Genomic DNA, 18,493 nt, shown 5'->3' with positions numbered 1-18,493 from the left:
AAATTGATGTTTTATGTAAGTAATTGTACTTATGTTGATTTGCTCGCATTGATACTAATAAAATTTGCCATATCAAAAAAACACTGTTAGTATCGAGGTGGCTTTTTCGTGGTTATATTTACCAGTGTATTCTACCGCCAGTTGATGTAATTTAACATTGGAAAATATGGCAATTATCACAGTTTCAAGCACCGCTGACAGTGGAAAAGGAACGCTTAGAGAAGCTATTTTACAGGCTAATTCAGGGGATACAATTCGCTTCAATTCATCTCTTGCTAACAAAACGATTAAACTCAACGAACAGCTTGTCGTTGATAAAAATCTTACTATTGATGGGGCTGATGCAGCAAATTTAACTATTAGCGGTGAGAATAAAACGCGGATTTTACGTGTTAGCTATGACTATTCGGATGTAGTCTTGCGAAATCTCACTTTTGCTAATGGTAAAGCTGTTGATGGAGATTCGAGCAAAACCCAGCGGGGTGGAGCGATTGAACTTGTTGACTCTAACACCTTGGTGGTGGAAAATTCCCGCTTTATCGACAATGTAGGGGAACGGGGTGGTGCAATTTTTGTCGGCTACGGCTCTAAAGCCACAGTTATAAACAGTGTTTTTGATGGAAATGACGGTTCGGTTGCTAACGACGGTTTTAGTGCAGGTGCAATCTCTACCTATGGAGGTGGAGAGAGAGCAACCGTTGTTAATAGTAAAGGCGATCGCAATGTTGGTGGAGAAGCCTTTCTAGAAATTCGCGACTCGACTTTTACAAATAACAAAGGAACCTACGGTGCTGTCTACACCTTATTAACCAACCTCAAAGTTGAGGATTCAATCTTTAAAAATAATGAGGGTGTTGATGGAAGTGGAGCTATTTTCACTGATGGAGCCAACGGAACTGAGAAACGCGATAATTTTGGCGGCACAACTCTGATTCGCAACGTTGTGGCAGAGGATAATATCGGCGGTGGAGATTATGGTGGAGCCTTTTTCCTCAGCGGATACTCTAAAGACAAGATTGTTATTGAAGACAGCAAAATCATTAACAACAAAGCTAGAAGAGGAGGCGGTTTAGCCGTTCAATCTTATCGAGATGAAGAAAACCCTGCTTCTTTAGTTATTCGCGATTCGATAATTGCCGATAATACTTCCACATCACAGGGAGGAGGTTTATGGACGGATATCAAAGGTGGAGTCACAATTGAAGATTCAACCTTTTCTGGCAACCGCATCGAGAATTCTAAAGGAAGTGGAATCGGTGGAGCAATTGTCCTGAATTATAAAACGCCAGCCAAATCGACCATTATCAATTCAACATTTGCTGATAACTACGCTGGCGATCAAGCAGGAAGTATCTGGATTGCTGGGAAACAACAGGCAAAAAATCTCACCATCAGCAAGTCTGAGTTTGCAGACAATCGTTCGAGCAATAAAGAATTAGAGAATACAGTTAATTACCAAGTAACTGATGGTGGTAGCAACATCGTTCAAAATATAAACGGTACGGATTCAGGCATCCCCGGAGCGAAGTTAGTTGATGATTTGCAATTAAGTGTAAATCCAGTTCCTCAAAATGACGATAATCCTGTTACCAATCCAGTCTCGACACCTATTAACAACGAGCCTTTACGTTATGAAGCCGAAGAACTTACTCTAGATGGTTATAAAGTAGAGACTGTAAAAGGCTCTGGAGCATCAGGTGGAAAACATATTTCTATCAAAGGAGCTAGTGATAATAAAGGCTCTGCTACAGGTACATTCGAGGCTGAAGCAGGAACTTATCAAGTAAAAGTTGGCTACTATGACGAAAATGATGGTCAATCTAAAGCTAAAGTCACCGTTGGGGGAGAGAGTACAAGCTTTACTTTTGACAAAGATTTACCTGATAGCTGGGTAAAACCGGCTTCAAAAACTAGTCGTATTGCCATAGAAGAAGTGCAGTTAGAGTCTGGAGATACTTTCAAAATTGAAGGAATTAGTAATAAAGGTGAATTTGCTCGCTTTGACTATATTGAATTTTCTCCCATCAAAGATGTAAAAGCATCGGAAGTCAATTCTAATCCTGCAACTGTGCAAAGTACGAACAATCCCGAACCTCAGTCAGCCCCCGTACCTATAGAAAATGATTCTAATGTTTCGGAACCGTTAGAACCTGTAATCAATGGAATCGTAAATCTGGGCAAAGTTGATTTTGATGGAGATGGCAAAGTTGACGAACGAGTTTCGTTGATTTTGGATGATATCAATAGTACTGGTTCTTATCAGAATTCAGCAGGTTTTTATCAAGTTTTGGATGCGGATGGTACCGTACTTGATACAGTTACAAATCAACTGATTAAGCCGGGAGAACAAGGATATGAAACAGCGGCACTCAATCAACGTATTCCTGAATTAGAGTTTGATAAAAATGATGGTAGTTTAACCGCAGAAGTTGATGGGGGAATATTCTTAGTACCATACTTAATTGCCAATGGTACTGTAGAAGAATTTATCGGTACAAATCCGACTAATGATAAATCTGGCAGCGGATTAAATGCCTACTTTGCTTTTGGAAATGCGAATCCAGATGGAATCGAACATCTTAAAGCTTCAGATAATAACTTTGGTTTTGAGGATTTGTATGGTGGAGGCGATAAAGATTTTACAGATTTGACTTTCAACGTTACTGTTGAGAGCGCTTAATTCCGAATTTGATGTATCAAGAAACCCGGCTTTTTCAAAAAGTCGGGTCTCTTGCTTTCTTCCGAGCAGAAAAGTAGAGATTATAATCTCAATTAAATCTAATAAATGACTTATGACTGCTGAAGAGTTATTAAAGCGATATACTGCTGGGGAGAGAGATTTTAATGGGGTTAATTTGAGAGGTATCAATCTTAATGGTGCCAATATTAGCGATTCTAGATTTGATTGGGCTGACTTGAGGGAAGCCGATTTGAGCGGAGCTAACTTGAGTTGGGTAAAACTTAGTAGTGCCGAACTTCAAAACGCTATTCTTAGAGATGCCATCTTAAAAAAAGCCTTTATGGAATTTGCTCATCTTGAAGGTAGCATTCTGGTGGGGGCTGATTTAAGGGGATCTCTCATTCGGGAATGTAGTTTGAATGATGCCAATCTTGAAGGAGCTAATCTTAGAAATACTTGCTTGCAAAATTCTTGTTTTTTAAGAGCTAACCTCAGAAATGCCGACTTGAGAGAGTCCGATTTGCTCGAAGCTATTTTTGACGAAGCTAACCTTGAAGGAGCTAATCTCGCCAGACTTTGCTCAGTTTATGAGACTAGTTGGTATAGAGCTAATCTTAGAGGTGCTTGCATCGAAGAAACCGATTGGAATATGTGTCGTTGGGATAATACTATCGCACCCGATGGTAGAGTAATTACCGATGAAGATTAAGAATTTTAAATTACAGTTAGTAGTAGTAGGTTGGGTTAAAGCCCCACAAATAAATTGATGGTTAGCTAAAGATATAAATAGGACTTTAACCCAACATCAGGATTTTGATTCTACACGAATGGCTATAGCTAACTTTTACAAGTTTTAAAAATTTCGATATTTCAACCATAAATTATGTTGGGTTACGGAGCATATTTAAATTACACTTATCAATCAAATTTACTTTATGCTCCTAACCCAACCTACAAACTAAATTTTCTTGGTTTGGAAAAGAATTCCAATAAGCAGCAGGAGCATCTTTTATAATTAACGTTCCTTTGGGTGCATTCCCCGCTTTATCCAAGGTGACAAAATATCTTAAATTCTTTGCCATTCGCTCAAAAGTTATTTTATTATAACCGCGTGCTTGACCGATACCAATACAAAGATCGGGTAATAATGTTTTAAGAGTTTCATTAACAGTATCTCCGAGGGTATTAGTCTTACCGGGCATAATCTTGAAGTCAATGCAATCGATATATTGACTCAGCTTTTGAGGAGGGCGTTAAGCGAAGCTCACCGAAGGTATCGCGCAAAGACTTTACTAATAACTCTGAAGCATTTAAACCATCATCATTCGCCTCAAAGCCAGTTATTAAAACTTTCACTTAAAAATATTTGTTATTAATTTTATTAATTCTCAGTTCATAGTAGGTTGGGTTAAAGTCACACAAATAAATTGATGATTAATAAAAAATATAAATGCGGCTTTAACCCAACATCGGGATTGTGATTATATACGAATGGCTATAGCTAACTTTTAATTATTTGTTGTTTAAAAGTTGCTATGTTTTAACCATAAATTATGTTGGGTTACGGCGCATTTTTAATTTACAATTATCAACCAAATTTATTTTTGCGCCTAACCCAACCTACAAGCTTGGAAGATTACCTATCGAAAAAAAACCGCAGAGAACACAGTAGTAGGTTGGGTTAAAGTCGCACAAATAAATTGATGGTTGACGAAAAATATAAATGCGGCTCTAACCCAACATCGGGATTGTGATTATATACGAATGGCTATAGCTAACTTTTAATTATTTGTTGTTTAAAAGTTGCTATGTTTTAACCATAAATTATGTTGGGTTACGGCGCATTTTTAATTTACAATTATCAACCAAATTTATTTTTGCGCCTAACCCAACCTACAAGCTAAGAATTACAATCTAAAATCCAAAATCTAATAATGCGTTCCCGTTTTCCGATAATGTACTGCTGTCAATCCTTCGTTATTCAATACTTTACCGTTATCTACGGTGGCGTAAACTAACCAGTGGTCGCCGCATTCCATCCGCGAATTTACGGAACATTCAACGTATGCTAAAGCATCAGCAAGAGCGGGAGAACCATTACTAGCTTCTTCTGTTTCAATCCCTGCAAATCTATCTTCCCCAGGGCTAAAGGGTTTAAGAAAATGTTTCATCATCCCTAAATGACCGCCTTCTTTTAATACATTCAATACAAAACCGCTACCAGAATGCATTAAAGATTCTAAGGCTCTATCTTTAGCTACGGCGATGGTTAAACCGGGTGGGTTAAAGCTGGCTTGAGATACCCAGGAAGCTAACATGGCGCTGGAAACATCACCTTGTTTCGCAGTTACCACGCACAAGGAACCAATAATTCTTCCCACTGCTTGTTCCACGCTGGTAGAAGGTTGAGTTGGTGCTTTGACTTTTTTGGCTTTTTTCAATGATTGAGCAAAATCAACTCCGGCTTCTTCGCACATTTGCAGCGTCTTTTCGTCGGGTTTAAATTTTACCCGAATCGGTTCAAAACCAAAGCGGAATCCAGCATCTTTGAGTTTGCTTTCTAATATATCTACTGCTTCTCCACTCCAACCAAAAGAACCAAATACCCCAGCGGGTTTACTTTTGGCTGCTGTAGAAAGGATAATACCTAAAGCTGTTTGAATTTGCGTTGGTGCATGACCACCGAGAGTGGGAGAACCGATTACAAAACCGGATGCTTTTTCTACTGCTATTTTAATTTCTTCTGGTTCAACAGCTTCGCAATTGATCGATTCTACAGCGACTCCGGCTTTAGTTATGCCTCTGGCGATCGCCTGCGCTAAGGTTGCGGTATTCCCGTAGGCGGAAGCATAAATTAATGCAACGTTAGTATCTTGTTTTGTTTGCTGTTTGCTCCACTCGTGGTAAGCATCTGTAATATCGATTAAACCTTCGCGCACCAAAGGGCCGTGATTGGGAGCATACAGCCGCACCGGCAAATCATCTATTTTTTCTAAAGCGGTTTCTACTTGACGGGCGTGGGGAGCCATCAAGCAGTCATAATAATAACGTCTATCTTCTACAAAAATCTTCCAACCTTCATCAAAAACTTGATCGCCACAGATATGTGCGCCAAATAATTTATCGGTGTAGAGAATTTCCGTTTGAGAATCGTAAGTGCAAAGATGATCGGGATAGCGGGGATTAGGAGTAGGAATAAATTCTAAATTATGTCCTTTTCCTAAATCGAGGGTTTCTTCCCCCTTCATTACCATAATTGGTAAATCTTCGTTTTCTAAAGCTTTGCGTAAATTAATTGCACCGGGATTAGAAGCAACAAATTTTACTTGCGGTGCAACTTCCAGTAAAGCCTTCAAAGTAACAGCACGGTTGGGATTAACGTGACCGATTATAACGTAATCAATCTTAGTTACATCAATTCTTTCTTGCAACGCATCCAAGTATTTTTCCGTAAAAGTTTCCCCAGGAGGATCGATTAAAGCAATTTTATCGGCTTTGATTAAATAAGAATTAGCCGTAGTACCTTTACTTAAAGCGTATTCGATCTCAAACCGTAACCGCGTCCAACTGCGGGAACGAATGATAGTTGTATCTGTAGCAATGGGGAGAATTTGAACGTCACGGGGTTTTGTTTTTGACATGGGTAAATTGGTAATTGGTAATAGGTAATTGGTAATGGGTAATTGGGGGAGAGGGAGAAGAATAACCTTTAACCTTTAACCTTTGACCTTTGACCTAATTATTCTTAACTCCTAACTCCTAACTCCTAACTACTTAATAATGATTTCCAACTTTTCTGTGATGCACTGCGGTTAAGGCATCTGGTTTACTGACTTTTCCTGCATACACGGTGCTGTATACAATCCAATGATCTCCAGCGTCCATTCTGCTGGCAACTTCGCATTCTACATAGGAAAGTGCATCTGTTAATATTGGCGCACCGTTTTCGGCTGGTTGGGTTTTGACTCCTTCAAAGCGATCGGCACCAGGGCGGAAACGCTTGAGGAAATGGTTCATCAACCTTTGATAATTGCCTTCTTCGAGAGTATTTAAAACGAATTTATCGCCAACCTGCATCAAGGATTCAATTGCTCTATCTTTGGCGACTGCAATTGTTAATCCCAAGGGTTTAAAACTTGCTTGATTTACCCAGGATGCCAACATCGCGCTTTTTACGTCACCTTGTTGAGCAGTAATAATATATAAACCACCACTCAATCTTCCCATAGCTTTATCTAAGTCAGCATCAAGAGACTTCATGTTTTTGATGCTTTTGGCGCGGTTTAATAATTGCCCTAAATCAGTTCCCGCTTCTTCGCACTGCTTATAAGTATTTTCGGTTGGTGTTTCTTTAATTTTGATGGCACCAAAGGCTGGTTTTAAACCCAATTCGCGGAATTTGGTCAAAACTGGATCGATTGGTTCATCATCACCACCACCAGTTTCAAATAATCCTACTGCTTGCTTATCGTGTACCGAACCCAAAATAGTACTAAAAGCAGTTTGCAGTTTTTGATCGGATGCTGGCGGCATTCCCAAGATAATTCCACTAAACCGACTTGCTTGTTCTCTTAATTCCTGTAAGTCAATTTCTTCGCTCAAATCTACCATTTCTACAGCGACTTCGGTTTTAGAAACACCGCTAGCTAATGCTTGAGCAAGTTTATTACTGTCACCGTATTTGGAAACGTAGAAAATACCAACTGTTTTCTCAGCTTTGGCTTTATTTTTACTCCAATTGCGATAGCGTCCGATTAATTCATCTACATTATGCTGTAAAAGTGGCCCGTGCCCTGTAGCTACCATTCCTACGGTTTCCAACTCACCCATGCGTTTGAGAGCAGACATTACAGAGCGAGCATTGGGAGCCATCAAACACTCGTAATAATATTTGTATTCGCCGCTAATTGCATCCAAATCTTCATCAAAAGTAGCATCCGAACAATAATGCATCCCAAAAGCATCACAGGTAAAAAGAATTTGAGTTTTGTGGTCGTATGTGAAAATTGTGTCGGGCCAGTGTAAATTAGGAGCAATGACAAATTCAAGCTCATGTCCGTTTCCTAAATCTAGGCGATCGCTATTTTTAATGATTTGTCTTTTGAAAGGTTGGTGTACCAGATTTTCCAAAAACTGAATCGCAACTTTTGAACCAACAACGGTAACTTCCGGTGCTAACTGTAAAAAATCTTTAACTAAGCCGCTGTGATCGGGTTCGGTATGACTGATAATTAAATAATCGATTTCCGCTGGATTAACAAGTCCATTAAGAGTATCAAAATACAGCTTGCGGAATTTTTCGTGAGAAGTATCAACTAAAGCAGTTTTTTCACCACGGATGATAAACGAGTTATAAGTGGTGCCATTTTCCAAACCAAACTCGATATCAAATCTATCTCTATCCCAATCCAGAGAGCGAATTGCCGTAGTATCTTCAGCAATCTCCGCAGTCTGCATGGTCAGTTTTTTTGCGATATCGGTAATTGCTACCATAACTCGTCTCCTTAATAGATTTTTATATCTGAGTATTTATGCCTCAACTCCTATTGTGACACGAGATAATTGCATAATTTTATCAATATATCTATGGGTAGAGTTTGGGGATGGATAATGGGTAATGGGGTAATTGGTCTTGTAGGGTGTCTTAGACGCACGACTATATACTGGTCTAGCAAAATCGCGATCGCCTTTCTCGTAACGCTCCAACAACTCCTCAGCAGTCATCTTCCAACTCATAATTTGTAATGCTTCAATTAATGTCGGTAGAGATTAGTAATTGAATACTATTATCTTATAAATATCCATAATTCTCAGCGCACCTCCGCGCTAACCTCCGCGTACCTTTGCGTTAAAAAAGTGTTCTCAAATCCCTCAAAAACCTGGCTAGCATTAATAATCGGCAACTCCCGCTTACACTGGGGTTTATTCAACCAACAAACCCTTACAAAAGCCTGGGATACCAACTATTTATCTACCCCCTCTCCCCCCTCTCCCCCCTCTTCCCCCTCCCCCCCTCTCTTCATCGCTTCCGTAGTTCCCACTCAAACAAAGCTTTGGCAAAATTACCCAAATGCAAAATTTATTCCCTTAAACGAAATCCCTCTCAACAACTTATATCCCACATTAGGAATCGATAGAGCCTTAGCTTTACTTGGTGCTGGTGAAACTTGGGGTTTTCCCATGTTAGTAATTGATGCGGGAACGGCACTTACTTTTACAGGTGCCGATAGCAACCGTAATTTAATCGGTGGCGCAATTTTACCGGGTTTAGGCTTACAATTTTCAACTCTTACCAACAAAACCGGACAATTACCAAATGTCCAATTACCGCAACAACTTCCACGAAGATATGCAGTAAATACTCAAGAATCAATCCAAAGCGGAATTATTTACACAATACTCGCAGGAATCAAAGATTTTATTGAAGCGTGGTTACAAGATTTTCCTGAAAGTAATGTTGTTATCACAGGTGGCGATCGCATTTTATTATTTAATTATCTAAAATCGCAATATCCCCAAATTTCACAACGGATAATCGTAGAAAAAAATTTAATTTTATGGGGAATACAAAAAACAATAATGTAGAGACGTAGCACTGCTACGTCTCCCAACAAATTTGATACATACACAAAAATCTAACTTAATCAAACAGCACGATTCAATCTACGTTTAAACAACAAACCCCCACCTACAATCCCCAAAGCAAACAAACTCAAACTAGAATTACCTTCAGCAACAGAAACAGTTTTAAATGTAATATTAGAACTTGTAAAAATCTCGCGGTTAACTTCTAAAGTTTGAGTTTCGGGATTAAAATCGAAGAATTCAATCCTTTCTGTCGAATACGAATCTACATTATCGGAAAGTTCGGGAAGTTCTGCAACATCGCCAGTATAAAATATAGGAATGCTGAAGTTACAAGTAAACACTCCTTCCGAACATTCAGATGGATAAACAACACCGCTTAAAGTTGTTCCCGGCGGAAATAGGGCACCACCAGGAGGAGGAGTTACGGGAGAATCGGGAGGTGGTGGAGTTGGATTGGTTAGTATTTGATAGTCGGCAGTTTCACCGTTAAAATTCAAACCTCTTTCCGGTACAGATAAATCGAAGTCCGAAACAGTATTACTATACAAAATCCCTGTACCAAATCCAAAATCTGCTGGTACCTCAGAAGCCTCAGCTTCAGTATCTAAAGTAAATGAACCCGTTAACCCATTTTCGTTTTCAAAGCTAAAGTCTAATAAAGCTGCTTGTGCTGGTGTAATGCTTCCAGTTCCTAAAGCTAAGGATAATAACCCTCCAGTAGCTATAATTAACTGTTTAATTTGCATATAATTAATTAACTTTAAGTCTGTAATACTACTCAGTTAATCATTTATAGTTCCCGCAAATAATAAGCTTTTTTTTGTGTTATTTGATTTATCTTTATATAAGTTACTTCCATCGGCGATTAACTTCGATAGCAGCCTAATTTACTATTTACCTAATTCGTAATTCTTAACCCCTTTTAATAAATCCTTTAATTCCTTTAGCGACATCAGAAGCGGATGATTGAGGTAAATTATCTTCTCCATAATCAATCATTTTCAACTTAGATTGAGGAATAAGTCTAGCGTAAATGTTAGTTCTTGTTAAAGCATCTGCCGTATCTTTTGCACCTTGAAATATCAAAACTGGAATCTGGATCAAATCCAATTTTTCTTGCAATAATTCCGCTTTAATTTCTGGAAGCTGACGCTGATATAATAATTTACTTCCCGTTGGATTTTCTAATAATATCCGTCTTTGCTGCAAATCTTCTTTTATTTTAATTTTCCAACCAAACATTTTTGCGAAGGGACGAAATATTTGTAAAAACCTAAATATAAATGATGGACTTTGTATTAAACGTCGCATTTTTTGCCAACGTTTTTCAAATCCATCAATTTCCACACCTTCTGGAGATAATAATATTAAACCTTGAACTTTCTCTGGATACTTTAAAGCACAACTAGCAGCAATCCATCCTCCTAAAGAATGTCCCGCTAAATACACTTTCTCTAATTTTAAAGCTTGTAAAAACTCTACTAAACAATCAACGTGCAAATCAATTGCATGATGAACGTCGGGATATTCTGACTCGCCGAATCCTAACATATCTGGTGCAAAACAATGGAAATCTCGGCAGATCAATTCCATTGTCGATACCCATTCACTGCTATCGCACCAAGCACCATGTAAAAAAACTACGGGAGTACCATAACCAACTTCACGCCAGAATAATAACCCTTGAGAAAGCTTTCTCCGAGAGTTACGAAATAACATCGTACTCATATTGAATTTAATGAAGGTAGTTAAATTTAACAAATTTGATTCTTTAACAACTTTGATGCAAAAATCTCTACAAAGTTCGTTATACAAGGATTACTAAACTGACCGAAAAAAGACCGATCCGTATTATCTTTGCTTATGTTCCCTGATCCCCACTCCCCGTTCCCTTTTTTAAACTAAATCCAAAACCTCAAAGTTGGATATTAGTACATAGTTTTATGCTAATGTTGTCAAGTCACTTAAGTAGTCTTGCAACTGCCGATAGTGGTCGTGAGACATTGGTTCTTCAGGTAAAGAGTTGCGATCAAAAGCTTGTATTTCACTTGCTTCTAAAGTGTCTTGAATCTCCATTTCTCCTCTTACTTCTGCTTCCGCTACAACACAAATTGAATGGATTCTAGGGTCCCTATCTGGTGCTGAGTAAACTCCAACCAAACGTCGAATTTTCACTAACTCCAATCCGGTTTCTTCCATTAATTCACGTTTAATTGTGGTGGGAACATCTTCTCCCCAATCTACCATTCCACCAGGCAAAGACCACAAACCGTTGTCTCTTCGCCGAATTAATACAATTCGTCCATCGGGTAATATCGGAATAATACTTGTTCCCGTTATCGGATGACGGAAAATAATACCCAGTATCGTTTGTCCATAGCGCCATAGAGTCCGTGTAGACTGTACGGCTGTACCAAATAAAGCAGCAACGTTCAATGTTCAAATTTATGTGTTGTACTTACTTATTCTGACTTACACTCATTCATACAACTACCATTGTATATAGCAGCTTTGATACAAAAATATTTGTGCGTCAGGTTTTATTCTAACAATTACCACTTTATAAAATGGTAGTCATAGAACAGTTTAATTTTACCATCCAAAGAGTTAATATATATTGCGTATAAATATACTTTATGGCGCAGTAGTTTATCAAAAATTATCGGTTTGTAATTGGTGTTACAATTACTGCAAATTGTCGAAAATATTTTTCTGACAGCAATTAACCATATAGTTAATTCAGAGCCAAATTTAAAGTTATAGTCATCGTTTTTGACTATTTAATACTTGTAATTCGATATTTTTGTTAAAATTAAAATAACTATTGCGATAAATTAAATTATAGTTTGTCAACCAAAAATATTTTTTAAATATAGTTTTCATAGTTTAGACCAACTACATCTAACTGATAGAATGTTAATTATAAGTGAAAAATTAAAAGATAAACTTTAATATTTAACTTATAATTAAGGTAACGCTCCTATATAAAAATCATAGAATAAATCACTTATTGCAACACTTTGATTTTTTGAGTGCGATACACTGTACCCGGTGTCGGCTAAGCCGCACAGTAAGGTGAACACTTATTGCCAATATTTTTATTACAGTAATAATTTTCGATAATCGCCTAATTTTTAATAAAATATTAGATATAAAACAGGAATGGCCGCAACCGCAACCAAAAAGTAGTCATTCCCAACTCTAAGATCCCCCCAACCCGATTAAAAAAGGGGGCTTTGCGTAAGTGCTATAAAATTTATAATGGTGTAAACTTAATGCGACCCATTGACATTATAAAAATAAATGGGATAGACTGTATTGCTGTTTAAAATATGCTAGTTACTGGTTTAGGCTAGAATGTTATTAACATCAATTAGATAGCTAAAAAATATCTATCTAATGCCGAACGGTAATTTAAACGTTGTTTATTAATGAGGTGAATATGGCTAAGCGCCGTAACCTAAAGAAAGAAAAGGCGTTACGGAACCAGGCATATGCCCGCAAGTTTCGTAAACGGACTAACACAGGACGTTATCAAAGAAGGTACCAGCAAGGACCGCCTAAATCAGAAGAAGAGAATTCATCAAATAATGATGATAACGGCGGAACTAGTGCTACTGACTAGTTTTCTAATTTCAATTTTTACTTTTGTAAGTTTTGAATTGCGGAGCGTTTATGTACACGCTCCGCAATTGCTTTTTTCAGTTACCAGTTATCAGTTATATGGTTTCCCGTTAAATACTTATTATTAAGGGAGTGGGGGTAGAGTGGGTAGAGTGGGTAGAGTGGGTAGAAATTTATTAACTCCTAATTCCTAACTTCTAACTCCTAACTCCTAACTCCGATTCCCTACTCCCTACTCCCTACTCCCTTCCCATTAATTTGAGAACGAGCAACTTGTAATGCTTGATTTACCTGCTCGAAACCCGTTCCACCATAACTATTGCGTGCAGCTACAACTTGACGGGGTGATATGGCTTCATAAATATTCTTGTCAAATTTGGGATGCAGGTGTTTCCATTCTTCCAAACTCAAGTCTTTTAAAAGTTTACCAGCAGCAATACTGGTTTTCACCACCTTACCTACGAGATTATAAGCTTCTCGGAAGGGAACACCCCGCGCTGCTAAATAATCTGCGACATCGGTGGCATTAGAAAAGTCTTCCGCTACAGCTTCTGCTAACCGTTGAGTACGAAATTCTAAACCTTCCCGCATCAAAATTGTCATTGCTGATAAACAAGCTTTGACGGTATTAACTGCATCAAACAAACCTTCTTTATCTTCCTGCAAGTCTTTGTTGTAAGCAAGGGGTAATCCCTTCATCATCACTAACATCGCTTGCAGATGACCGAATACCCTGCCCGTTTTACCTCTTACCAACTCCGGTACGTCGGGGTTTTTCTTTTGAGGCATAATACTCGAACCAGTTGCACAGCTATCTTTCAGCGTGACAAAGCCGAATTCCTCGGAACTCCATAAAATCACCTCTTCCGATAAGCGGCTAAGGTGAACCATAATCAAACTGGCTGCACTCAGAAATTCAATTGCAAAATCGCGATCGCTAACTCCATCAAGGCTGTTATCGTAAACCTTGTCAAAATTTAATAGTTGAGCGCTGTAATGTCTATCTATAGGAAAAGTAGTTCCCGCTAAAGCACCGCATCCCAAAGGTGAAATATTTACCCGCTTATAAACATCTCCCAGCCGTTCCCAATCTCGTTGCGACATTTGGAAATAAGCTAAGAGATGATGAGCAAGACTTAGAGGTTGAGCGCGTTGTAGATGAGTATAGCCAGGAATCAAAGTTTCAACGTTTTTTTCAGCAATATCAACTAAAACAGCTTGAAAATCCCGTAATAATTGACGAATTTGCTGAATTTGTTCGCGTAAATAAAGTCTCGTATCAGTACCTACTTGGTCATTACGAGAACGTCCCGTATGCAGTTTTTTACCGACATCACCAACAATTTCTACTAAACGATGTTCGACAGCAAAATGTACATCTTCCGAATCAACATCCGGATTAAATTTACCTTCACGATATTCCTGACGAATTTGCTCTAAACCAGCAACTAAGCGATCGCCTTCCTCCGAAGATATAATCTTACACTCTTGCAACATTTTGGCATGAGCAACCGAACCAGTTAAATCGTATTCAATTAATTCAATATCAAAATCTATGCTGGCATTAAAGCGAGCAATAGTAGGATGCAACGCCGATTCAAATCGCTGGCTCCAAGTTTGTTGTGTTTGTGTCATAGAGGGGGGAGAGGGGGAAGAGGGGGAAGAGGGGGAAGAGGGGGAAGAGGGGGAGTGAGGGAGTAGAAATAATTTATAATTCCTAGTTCTTAACTCTTTAATACAAAATTTAAAATTTTCTAATTCCTAACTCTTAACTCCTAACTCCTAACTCCTAACTGGTCACTGTTCACTGCTAACTGTTACCCGTAGCTTGTCAAATTACGAATTAAATAACCGATTACTAATCCAATTAAAAGCGCCCAAATTTGACCTGTTTCGACAAAGTTATTCCAAGCTTTTTGTATTTGACCTAAAAGATCGGGGTCGGTGACATTTTGAGCTAGTACTGACCAGTTTACAGGTATTCGGCTCTGAGCATTCACGGTATTTGATAATAAAATTGTTGTCCAAAAACTGAGAGCAAACCCACCCAAGAGCGACCAAAGTTTCATTTTTAACTTACCTATTGGTTAGCATCACCGTGATAGCTCAAAGACTTATATTATGACATCCGTAATTTCTCGGCTGAACGCAATATTTGTCCGGCTAAAACGGCTGCACCAAATCCATTATCTATATTTACTACTCCTATACCCGCCGCACATGAGTTTAGCATTGTTAGTAAAGGCGCTAAACCACCAAAGCTGGCACCATAACCGATACTGGTAGGTACGGCAATTACTGGTGAGTCTGCTAAACCCGCTACAACACTCGGCAAAGCACCTTCCATACCCGCAACAACAATTAATACAGACGCTGATTCGATGACATGGCGATTACTTAACAAGCGATGAATTCCTGCTACTCCCACATCCCATAGCCGTTGTACCTGGAAACCCGAAAGTTCTGCGGTAATTGCGGCTTCTTCGGCAACTGGTAAATCGGCAGTTCCAGCAGAGAGAATACCAATTGTACCGGAATATCGAACTTTAAGTTGAGCAGGTGCGATCGCGCAGATTCGAGCCATATCGTAATAACGCAAACCCCTGACTTTGGGTTGTAGGGCAACGAAAACTTCTTGAGTAATGCGAGTTGCCATCACAACTTGATTTTTTAAACGCATCACCTCCATAATCCGAGCAATTTGTTCGGGGGTTTTATCTTGCCCCCAAATCACTTCCGGGAAACCAGTTCTTAAAGAGCGATGATGGTCAATTTTGGCAAACTCATCTACAGATTCGTAAGCTAAATCTTTTAATTGAGAAAATGCAGCATCAGTGGATAGACTTCCGTTCGCGACAGCGTTTAGTAGAGATTGTAGAGCTTTTTCATCGGTCATAGAAGATGGAGGGGGAGAGGGGGAAGAGGGGGAAGAGGGGGAAGAGGGGAAATAAGGAGATGGGGAGACAAGGAGAATAAAAACTCCTAACTCTTAACTATTCCCCATGCCCAATGCCCTAAGCCTCATTCCTATTTTTTACTCTTTCGTAATTTTAACTTCTTCGATATTCCAGAAAGCACCGCCGATCGCATTAAATTTAGTGCCTTGAATATTGTTGCGGATGGCTCCTAGTGAGAGGGGATTAACAAGATAGATAAAAGGTAAATTTTCTTGAGTAATTTTTTGGGTTTCGCCGTATATTTCTTTGACTTTTTCTTCATCTAATTCCTGTGTTGCTTTGACATAAAGTCTGGCAATTTCTTTTTCCCAAGGTTCAACTTCCCAACCTTCAATTGGTTTTTGTCCGGCTTGAGGTTTCTGATTAAACATATGTAATCCACCTTCGGGTTTCCATACGTTGGCTCCATCATTTGGTTCCAAGCCACCCGTTAAACCTAGTAATGCCATTTCAAAGTCTAAGCTATTAGATATTTTATCTAAATAAGTATTCCAAGCTAGAGGGGTGAAATCAACTTGAATGCCTATTTTACTTAGATCGGATTTGATTTGCGCTCCCATAGCTTCGCGAATTTTATTACCGGAATTAGTTAGTAAAGTGAAGCGGACGCGATTTCCATCTCGATCTAATAATTGACCTTGAGAATCAGACTTAAATCCGGCTTTTTTGAGTAATTCTCTTGCCTTATCTAAATTGTAATCGTAGACTTTTAAGCCTTTTTCTGGAGATAGGTAATAAGGGCTTTGTACGGAGATTGGTGAATCTTGTGTTTGACCTAAACCTTGAAAAGTGTTGTTAATCATGGTTTGGCGATCGATAGCATATGCTACAGCTTGGCGGAATTCTTTGTTATTAAACCATTTTGATTTTATGGGATCGACTAAAGGCTTACCGTTTCTGCTACCTTTGTTTAAGTTAAAAAATACAAAAGATGTACCAGTAGCCGGACCACCATTCTCTATTTTAAAATTACCGCGTTTTTCTTCTTTTTTAAGTAAAGAGAAATAGTCTGGAGTTACACCGATATAATCCAAGCTACCGGAACGGAATTGTAATAAGGAAGTATCTTGAGATTCAACAATTTCCCAGTTTACTTTTTTGATTAATGGTTTATCTTTTTTCCAGTAATAAGGATTGCTTTCAAATACGACTCGTTGAGTAGTATTGTAACGTCCTAACTTGTAGGGGCCATTAGTAACAATCTCGTCAACAGGGGTATCAACACTCCATTTTTGCAGAAATAACGGCTTCCCTTCCGAATCTTTTGTTTCTACCGATTCTCGTAAAGCATGAGCCGGTAAAATCGGAGTCCCCATATTTTGTAAGAAAGGGCGAAAAGGCTCTGGTAAAGTAAATTCTACTTCGCGATCGCCGAGTTTTCTAACTTTAGGCAATTGACCGCTTTCACCGATTTTAAAAGCGTCTTTAGTATCGGTAGGAATTTCTTTATTAAAGTAAATGCCGTTGTAAGTAAATGCTACATCATCTGCGGTTAAAGGTTTACCATCAGACCATTTCAAACTATCGCGCAAGGTAAAAACAAAACGCAATCCATCATCGGAAACTTTCCAAGATTCAGCTAATTCTGGCTCAATTTCTCCAGTTATAGGGTTTTGAGTCGTTAAACCAAGAAAAGTGTAAGGAAAAATATTAGGTGACTCTTGAGAAAGAGCGTAGTTAAAAGTTTTCGGGTCGCTGAGAATACTAAGTATTAACGGTTTTGTTTCTGCTGCCTCGGTTCTAAAATTAGCCGGATTGCAAGCAGCAACAATAAGAGCCGTTATCGCTGCCAGAATAACTGGTAAACGCAAACGCCGAAAGTTGGAAAATAGAGAAGAAATTCTGAGCATTTAGGTAGATATACGAATAGTTAATGATATTGATTGCGATTGTAGCGAAAACTATATTTCCTATGTTCGTAGTAAGGGCTTTAGCCCTCTTCCGGAATATGAAGGGCTAAAGCCCTTACTACGAACCTATTTAATTAACAAAACCACAGCATAAGCACAAATCCCTTTTTCTTCACCAACGGGGCCTAATTTTTCATTAGTTGTGGCTTTGACACCAACTTGGTTTGGTTCGATTTGTAAAACACTGGCTAATTTTTCGCGCATTTTTTCTATATGGGGTTTTAGTTTGGGACGCTCTGCGACTACCACAGAATCAATATTTCCTACTTTCCAACCCTGCTCTTGAATCAAATTATTAACTTTATCTAAAAGCATCAAACTATCAGCACCAGCCCACTTGTCATCGCTGGGGGGAAAATAATGTCCGATATCACCCAAAGAAAGCGCACCCAACATCGCGTCCATAATCGCATGAGTTAGAACATCAGCATCGCTATGTCCCAACAAACCTAAAGAATGAGCAATTTCCACACCACCCAAAATCAACCGACGCTCGGTAGTTAAGCGATGGATATCATAACCGTTTCCAATACGAACATTCATAACAAGGAGTTAATTGTTAGTTGTTAGTTGTTAGTTGTTGGGAATTGGGAATTGGGAATTGGTAATTGGTAATTGGTAATTGGTAATAGTTAGGAGTAAAGAGTAGAGTCGCGAGTTAATAATTTTCTACCCCATCACCCCATCACCCCATCACCCCATCACCCCATCACCCCATCACCCCATCACCCCAT

At 38.8% G+C, this 18,493-nt stretch carries 17 protein-coding genes; 4 read left to right on the top strand and 13 right to left on the bottom strand.

The genetic code is table 11. The features are described from left to right. The first annotated feature begins 166 nt into the window (after positions 1 to 166). On the top strand, positions 167 to 2,680 hold the full coding sequence (locus ACM03V_RS11470) for a DUF4114 domain-containing protein (RefSeq protein ID WP_414620913.1): 2,514 nt from the start codon (positions 167 to 169) through the stop codon (positions 2,678 to 2,680). A gap of 112 nt (positions 2,681 to 2,792) precedes the next feature. Further along, complete coding sequence (locus ACM03V_RS11465) at positions 2,793 to 3,389, top strand: pentapeptide repeat-containing protein (RefSeq protein WP_414620912.1); 597 nt, start codon at positions 2,793 to 2,795, stop codon at positions 3,387 to 3,389. A 232-nt stretch (positions 3,390 to 3,621) separates the two neighbouring features. Here ACM03V_RS11465 and ACM03V_RS11460 read toward each other — a convergent pair whose 3' ends face one another. The 5 genes from ACM03V_RS11460 to ACM03V_RS11440 form a co-directional block, all read right to left on the bottom strand. Beyond that, positions 3,622 to 3,882: a hypothetical protein gene (locus ACM03V_RS11460; RefSeq protein ID WP_414620911.1), complete on the bottom strand. Its 261-nt coding sequence runs from the start codon at positions 3,880 to 3,882 to the stop codon at positions 3,622 to 3,624. Between the two features lie 10 nt (positions 3,883 to 3,892). Then, positions 3,893 to 4,036 (bottom strand): hypothetical protein, encoded by a 144-nt coding sequence (locus tag ACM03V_RS11455; protein ID WP_414620910.1) that lies wholly within the window; start codon positions 4,034 to 4,036, stop codon positions 3,893 to 3,895. Between the two features lie 572 nt (positions 4,037 to 4,608). After that, on the bottom strand, positions 4,609 to 6,321 hold the full coding sequence (locus ACM03V_RS11450; protein ID WP_414620909.1) for a diflavin flavoprotein: 1,713 nt from the start codon (positions 6,319 to 6,321) through the stop codon (positions 4,609 to 4,611). A gap of 133 nt (positions 6,322 to 6,454) precedes the next feature. Continuing rightward, the gene (locus ACM03V_RS11445; RefSeq protein WP_414620908.1) at positions 6,455 to 8,173 is read right to left on the bottom strand and encodes a diflavin flavoprotein; all 1,719 of its coding nucleotides are present in this window, start codon (positions 8,171 to 8,173) and stop codon (positions 6,455 to 6,457) included. Between the two features lie 36 nt (positions 8,174 to 8,209). After that, the gene (locus ACM03V_RS11440) at positions 8,210 to 8,416 is read right to left on the bottom strand and encodes a hypothetical protein (RefSeq protein ID WP_414620907.1); all 207 of its coding nucleotides are present in this window, start codon (positions 8,414 to 8,416) and stop codon (positions 8,210 to 8,212) included. 120 nt (positions 8,417 to 8,536) lie between these two features. Here ACM03V_RS11440 and ACM03V_RS11435 point away from each other — a divergent pair, with 120 nt between their 5' ends. Further along, a complete protein-coding gene (locus ACM03V_RS11435) occupies positions 8,537 to 9,265 on the top strand; it encodes a pantothenate kinase (RefSeq protein ID WP_414620906.1) in 729 nt (242 codons plus the stop codon). Positions 9,266 to 9,324: 59 nt separating this feature from the next. On the opposite strand, the gene ACM03V_RS11430 is transcribed toward ACM03V_RS11435, so the two are convergent. The 3 genes from ACM03V_RS11430 to ACM03V_RS11420 all read right to left on the bottom strand — a co-directional run bounded on the left by ACM03V_RS11430 (position 9,325) and on the right by ACM03V_RS11420 (position 11,704). Next, positions 9,325 to 10,014, bottom strand: coding sequence for a hypothetical protein (locus tag ACM03V_RS11430; protein ID WP_414620905.1), 690 nt, complete (start codon positions 10,012 to 10,014; stop codon positions 9,325 to 9,327). Between the two features lie 166 nt (positions 10,015 to 10,180). Continuing rightward, on the bottom strand, positions 10,181 to 10,996 hold the full coding sequence (locus ACM03V_RS11425) for an alpha/beta fold hydrolase (protein ID WP_414620904.1): 816 nt from the start codon (positions 10,994 to 10,996) through the stop codon (positions 10,181 to 10,183). Between the two features lie 213 nt (positions 10,997 to 11,209). Then, entirely contained in the window at positions 11,210 to 11,704 is a 495-nt protein-coding gene (locus ACM03V_RS11420) for an NUDIX hydrolase (RefSeq protein WP_414620903.1), read from the bottom strand. A gap of 1,006 nt (positions 11,705 to 12,710) precedes the next feature. Between ACM03V_RS11420 and ACM03V_RS11415 the strand changes: the two genes are divergently transcribed. Beyond that, positions 12,711 to 12,893: a hypothetical protein gene (locus ACM03V_RS11415; protein WP_414620902.1), complete on the top strand. Its 183-nt coding sequence runs from the start codon at positions 12,711 to 12,713 to the stop codon at positions 12,891 to 12,893. Between the two features lie 224 nt (positions 12,894 to 13,117). Here the strand turns inward: ACM03V_RS11415 and argH are convergent, their stop codons facing one another. The 5 genes from argH to ispF all read right to left on the bottom strand — a co-directional run bounded on the left by argH (position 13,118) and on the right by ispF (position 18,302). Next, positions 13,118 to 14,527 carry an argininosuccinate lyase gene (gene argH, locus ACM03V_RS11410; RefSeq protein WP_414620901.1) on the bottom strand — a complete coding sequence of 470 codons (1,410 nt, stop codon included), beginning with the start codon at positions 14,525 to 14,527 and terminating at the stop codon, positions 13,118 to 13,120. A 182-nt stretch (positions 14,528 to 14,709) separates the two neighbouring features. Beyond that, positions 14,710 to 14,961, bottom strand: coding sequence for a hypothetical protein (locus ACM03V_RS11405; RefSeq protein ID WP_414620900.1), 252 nt, complete (start codon positions 14,959 to 14,961; stop codon positions 14,710 to 14,712). Positions 14,962 to 15,011: 50 nt separating this feature from the next. Beyond that, positions 15,012 to 15,788 carry a nickel pincer cofactor biosynthesis protein LarB gene (gene larB / locus ACM03V_RS11400; RefSeq protein WP_414620899.1) on the bottom strand — a complete coding sequence of 259 codons (777 nt, stop codon included), beginning with the start codon at positions 15,786 to 15,788 and terminating at the stop codon, positions 15,012 to 15,014. Positions 15,789 to 15,926: 138 nt separating this feature from the next. Next, positions 15,927 to 17,699, bottom strand: coding sequence for an ABC transporter substrate-binding protein (locus ACM03V_RS11395; RefSeq protein WP_414620898.1), 1,773 nt, complete (start codon positions 17,697 to 17,699; stop codon positions 15,927 to 15,929). 126 nt (positions 17,700 to 17,825) lie between these two features. Beyond that, positions 17,826 to 18,302: a 2-C-methyl-D-erythritol 2,4-cyclodiphosphate synthase gene (ispF, locus tag ACM03V_RS11390; RefSeq protein ID WP_414620897.1), complete on the bottom strand. Its 477-nt coding sequence runs from the start codon at positions 18,300 to 18,302 to the stop codon at positions 17,826 to 17,828. Between the last annotated feature and the right edge of the window lie 191 nt (positions 18,303 to 18,493).

Origin of the sequence: Calothrix sp. CCY 0018, assembly GCF_963920925.1 — a bacterium.
Lineage (GTDB): Bacteria > Cyanobacteriota > Cyanobacteriia > Cyanobacteriales > Nostocaceae > Rivularia.
This window is presented reverse-complemented; position numbering and strand designations above follow the sequence as displayed.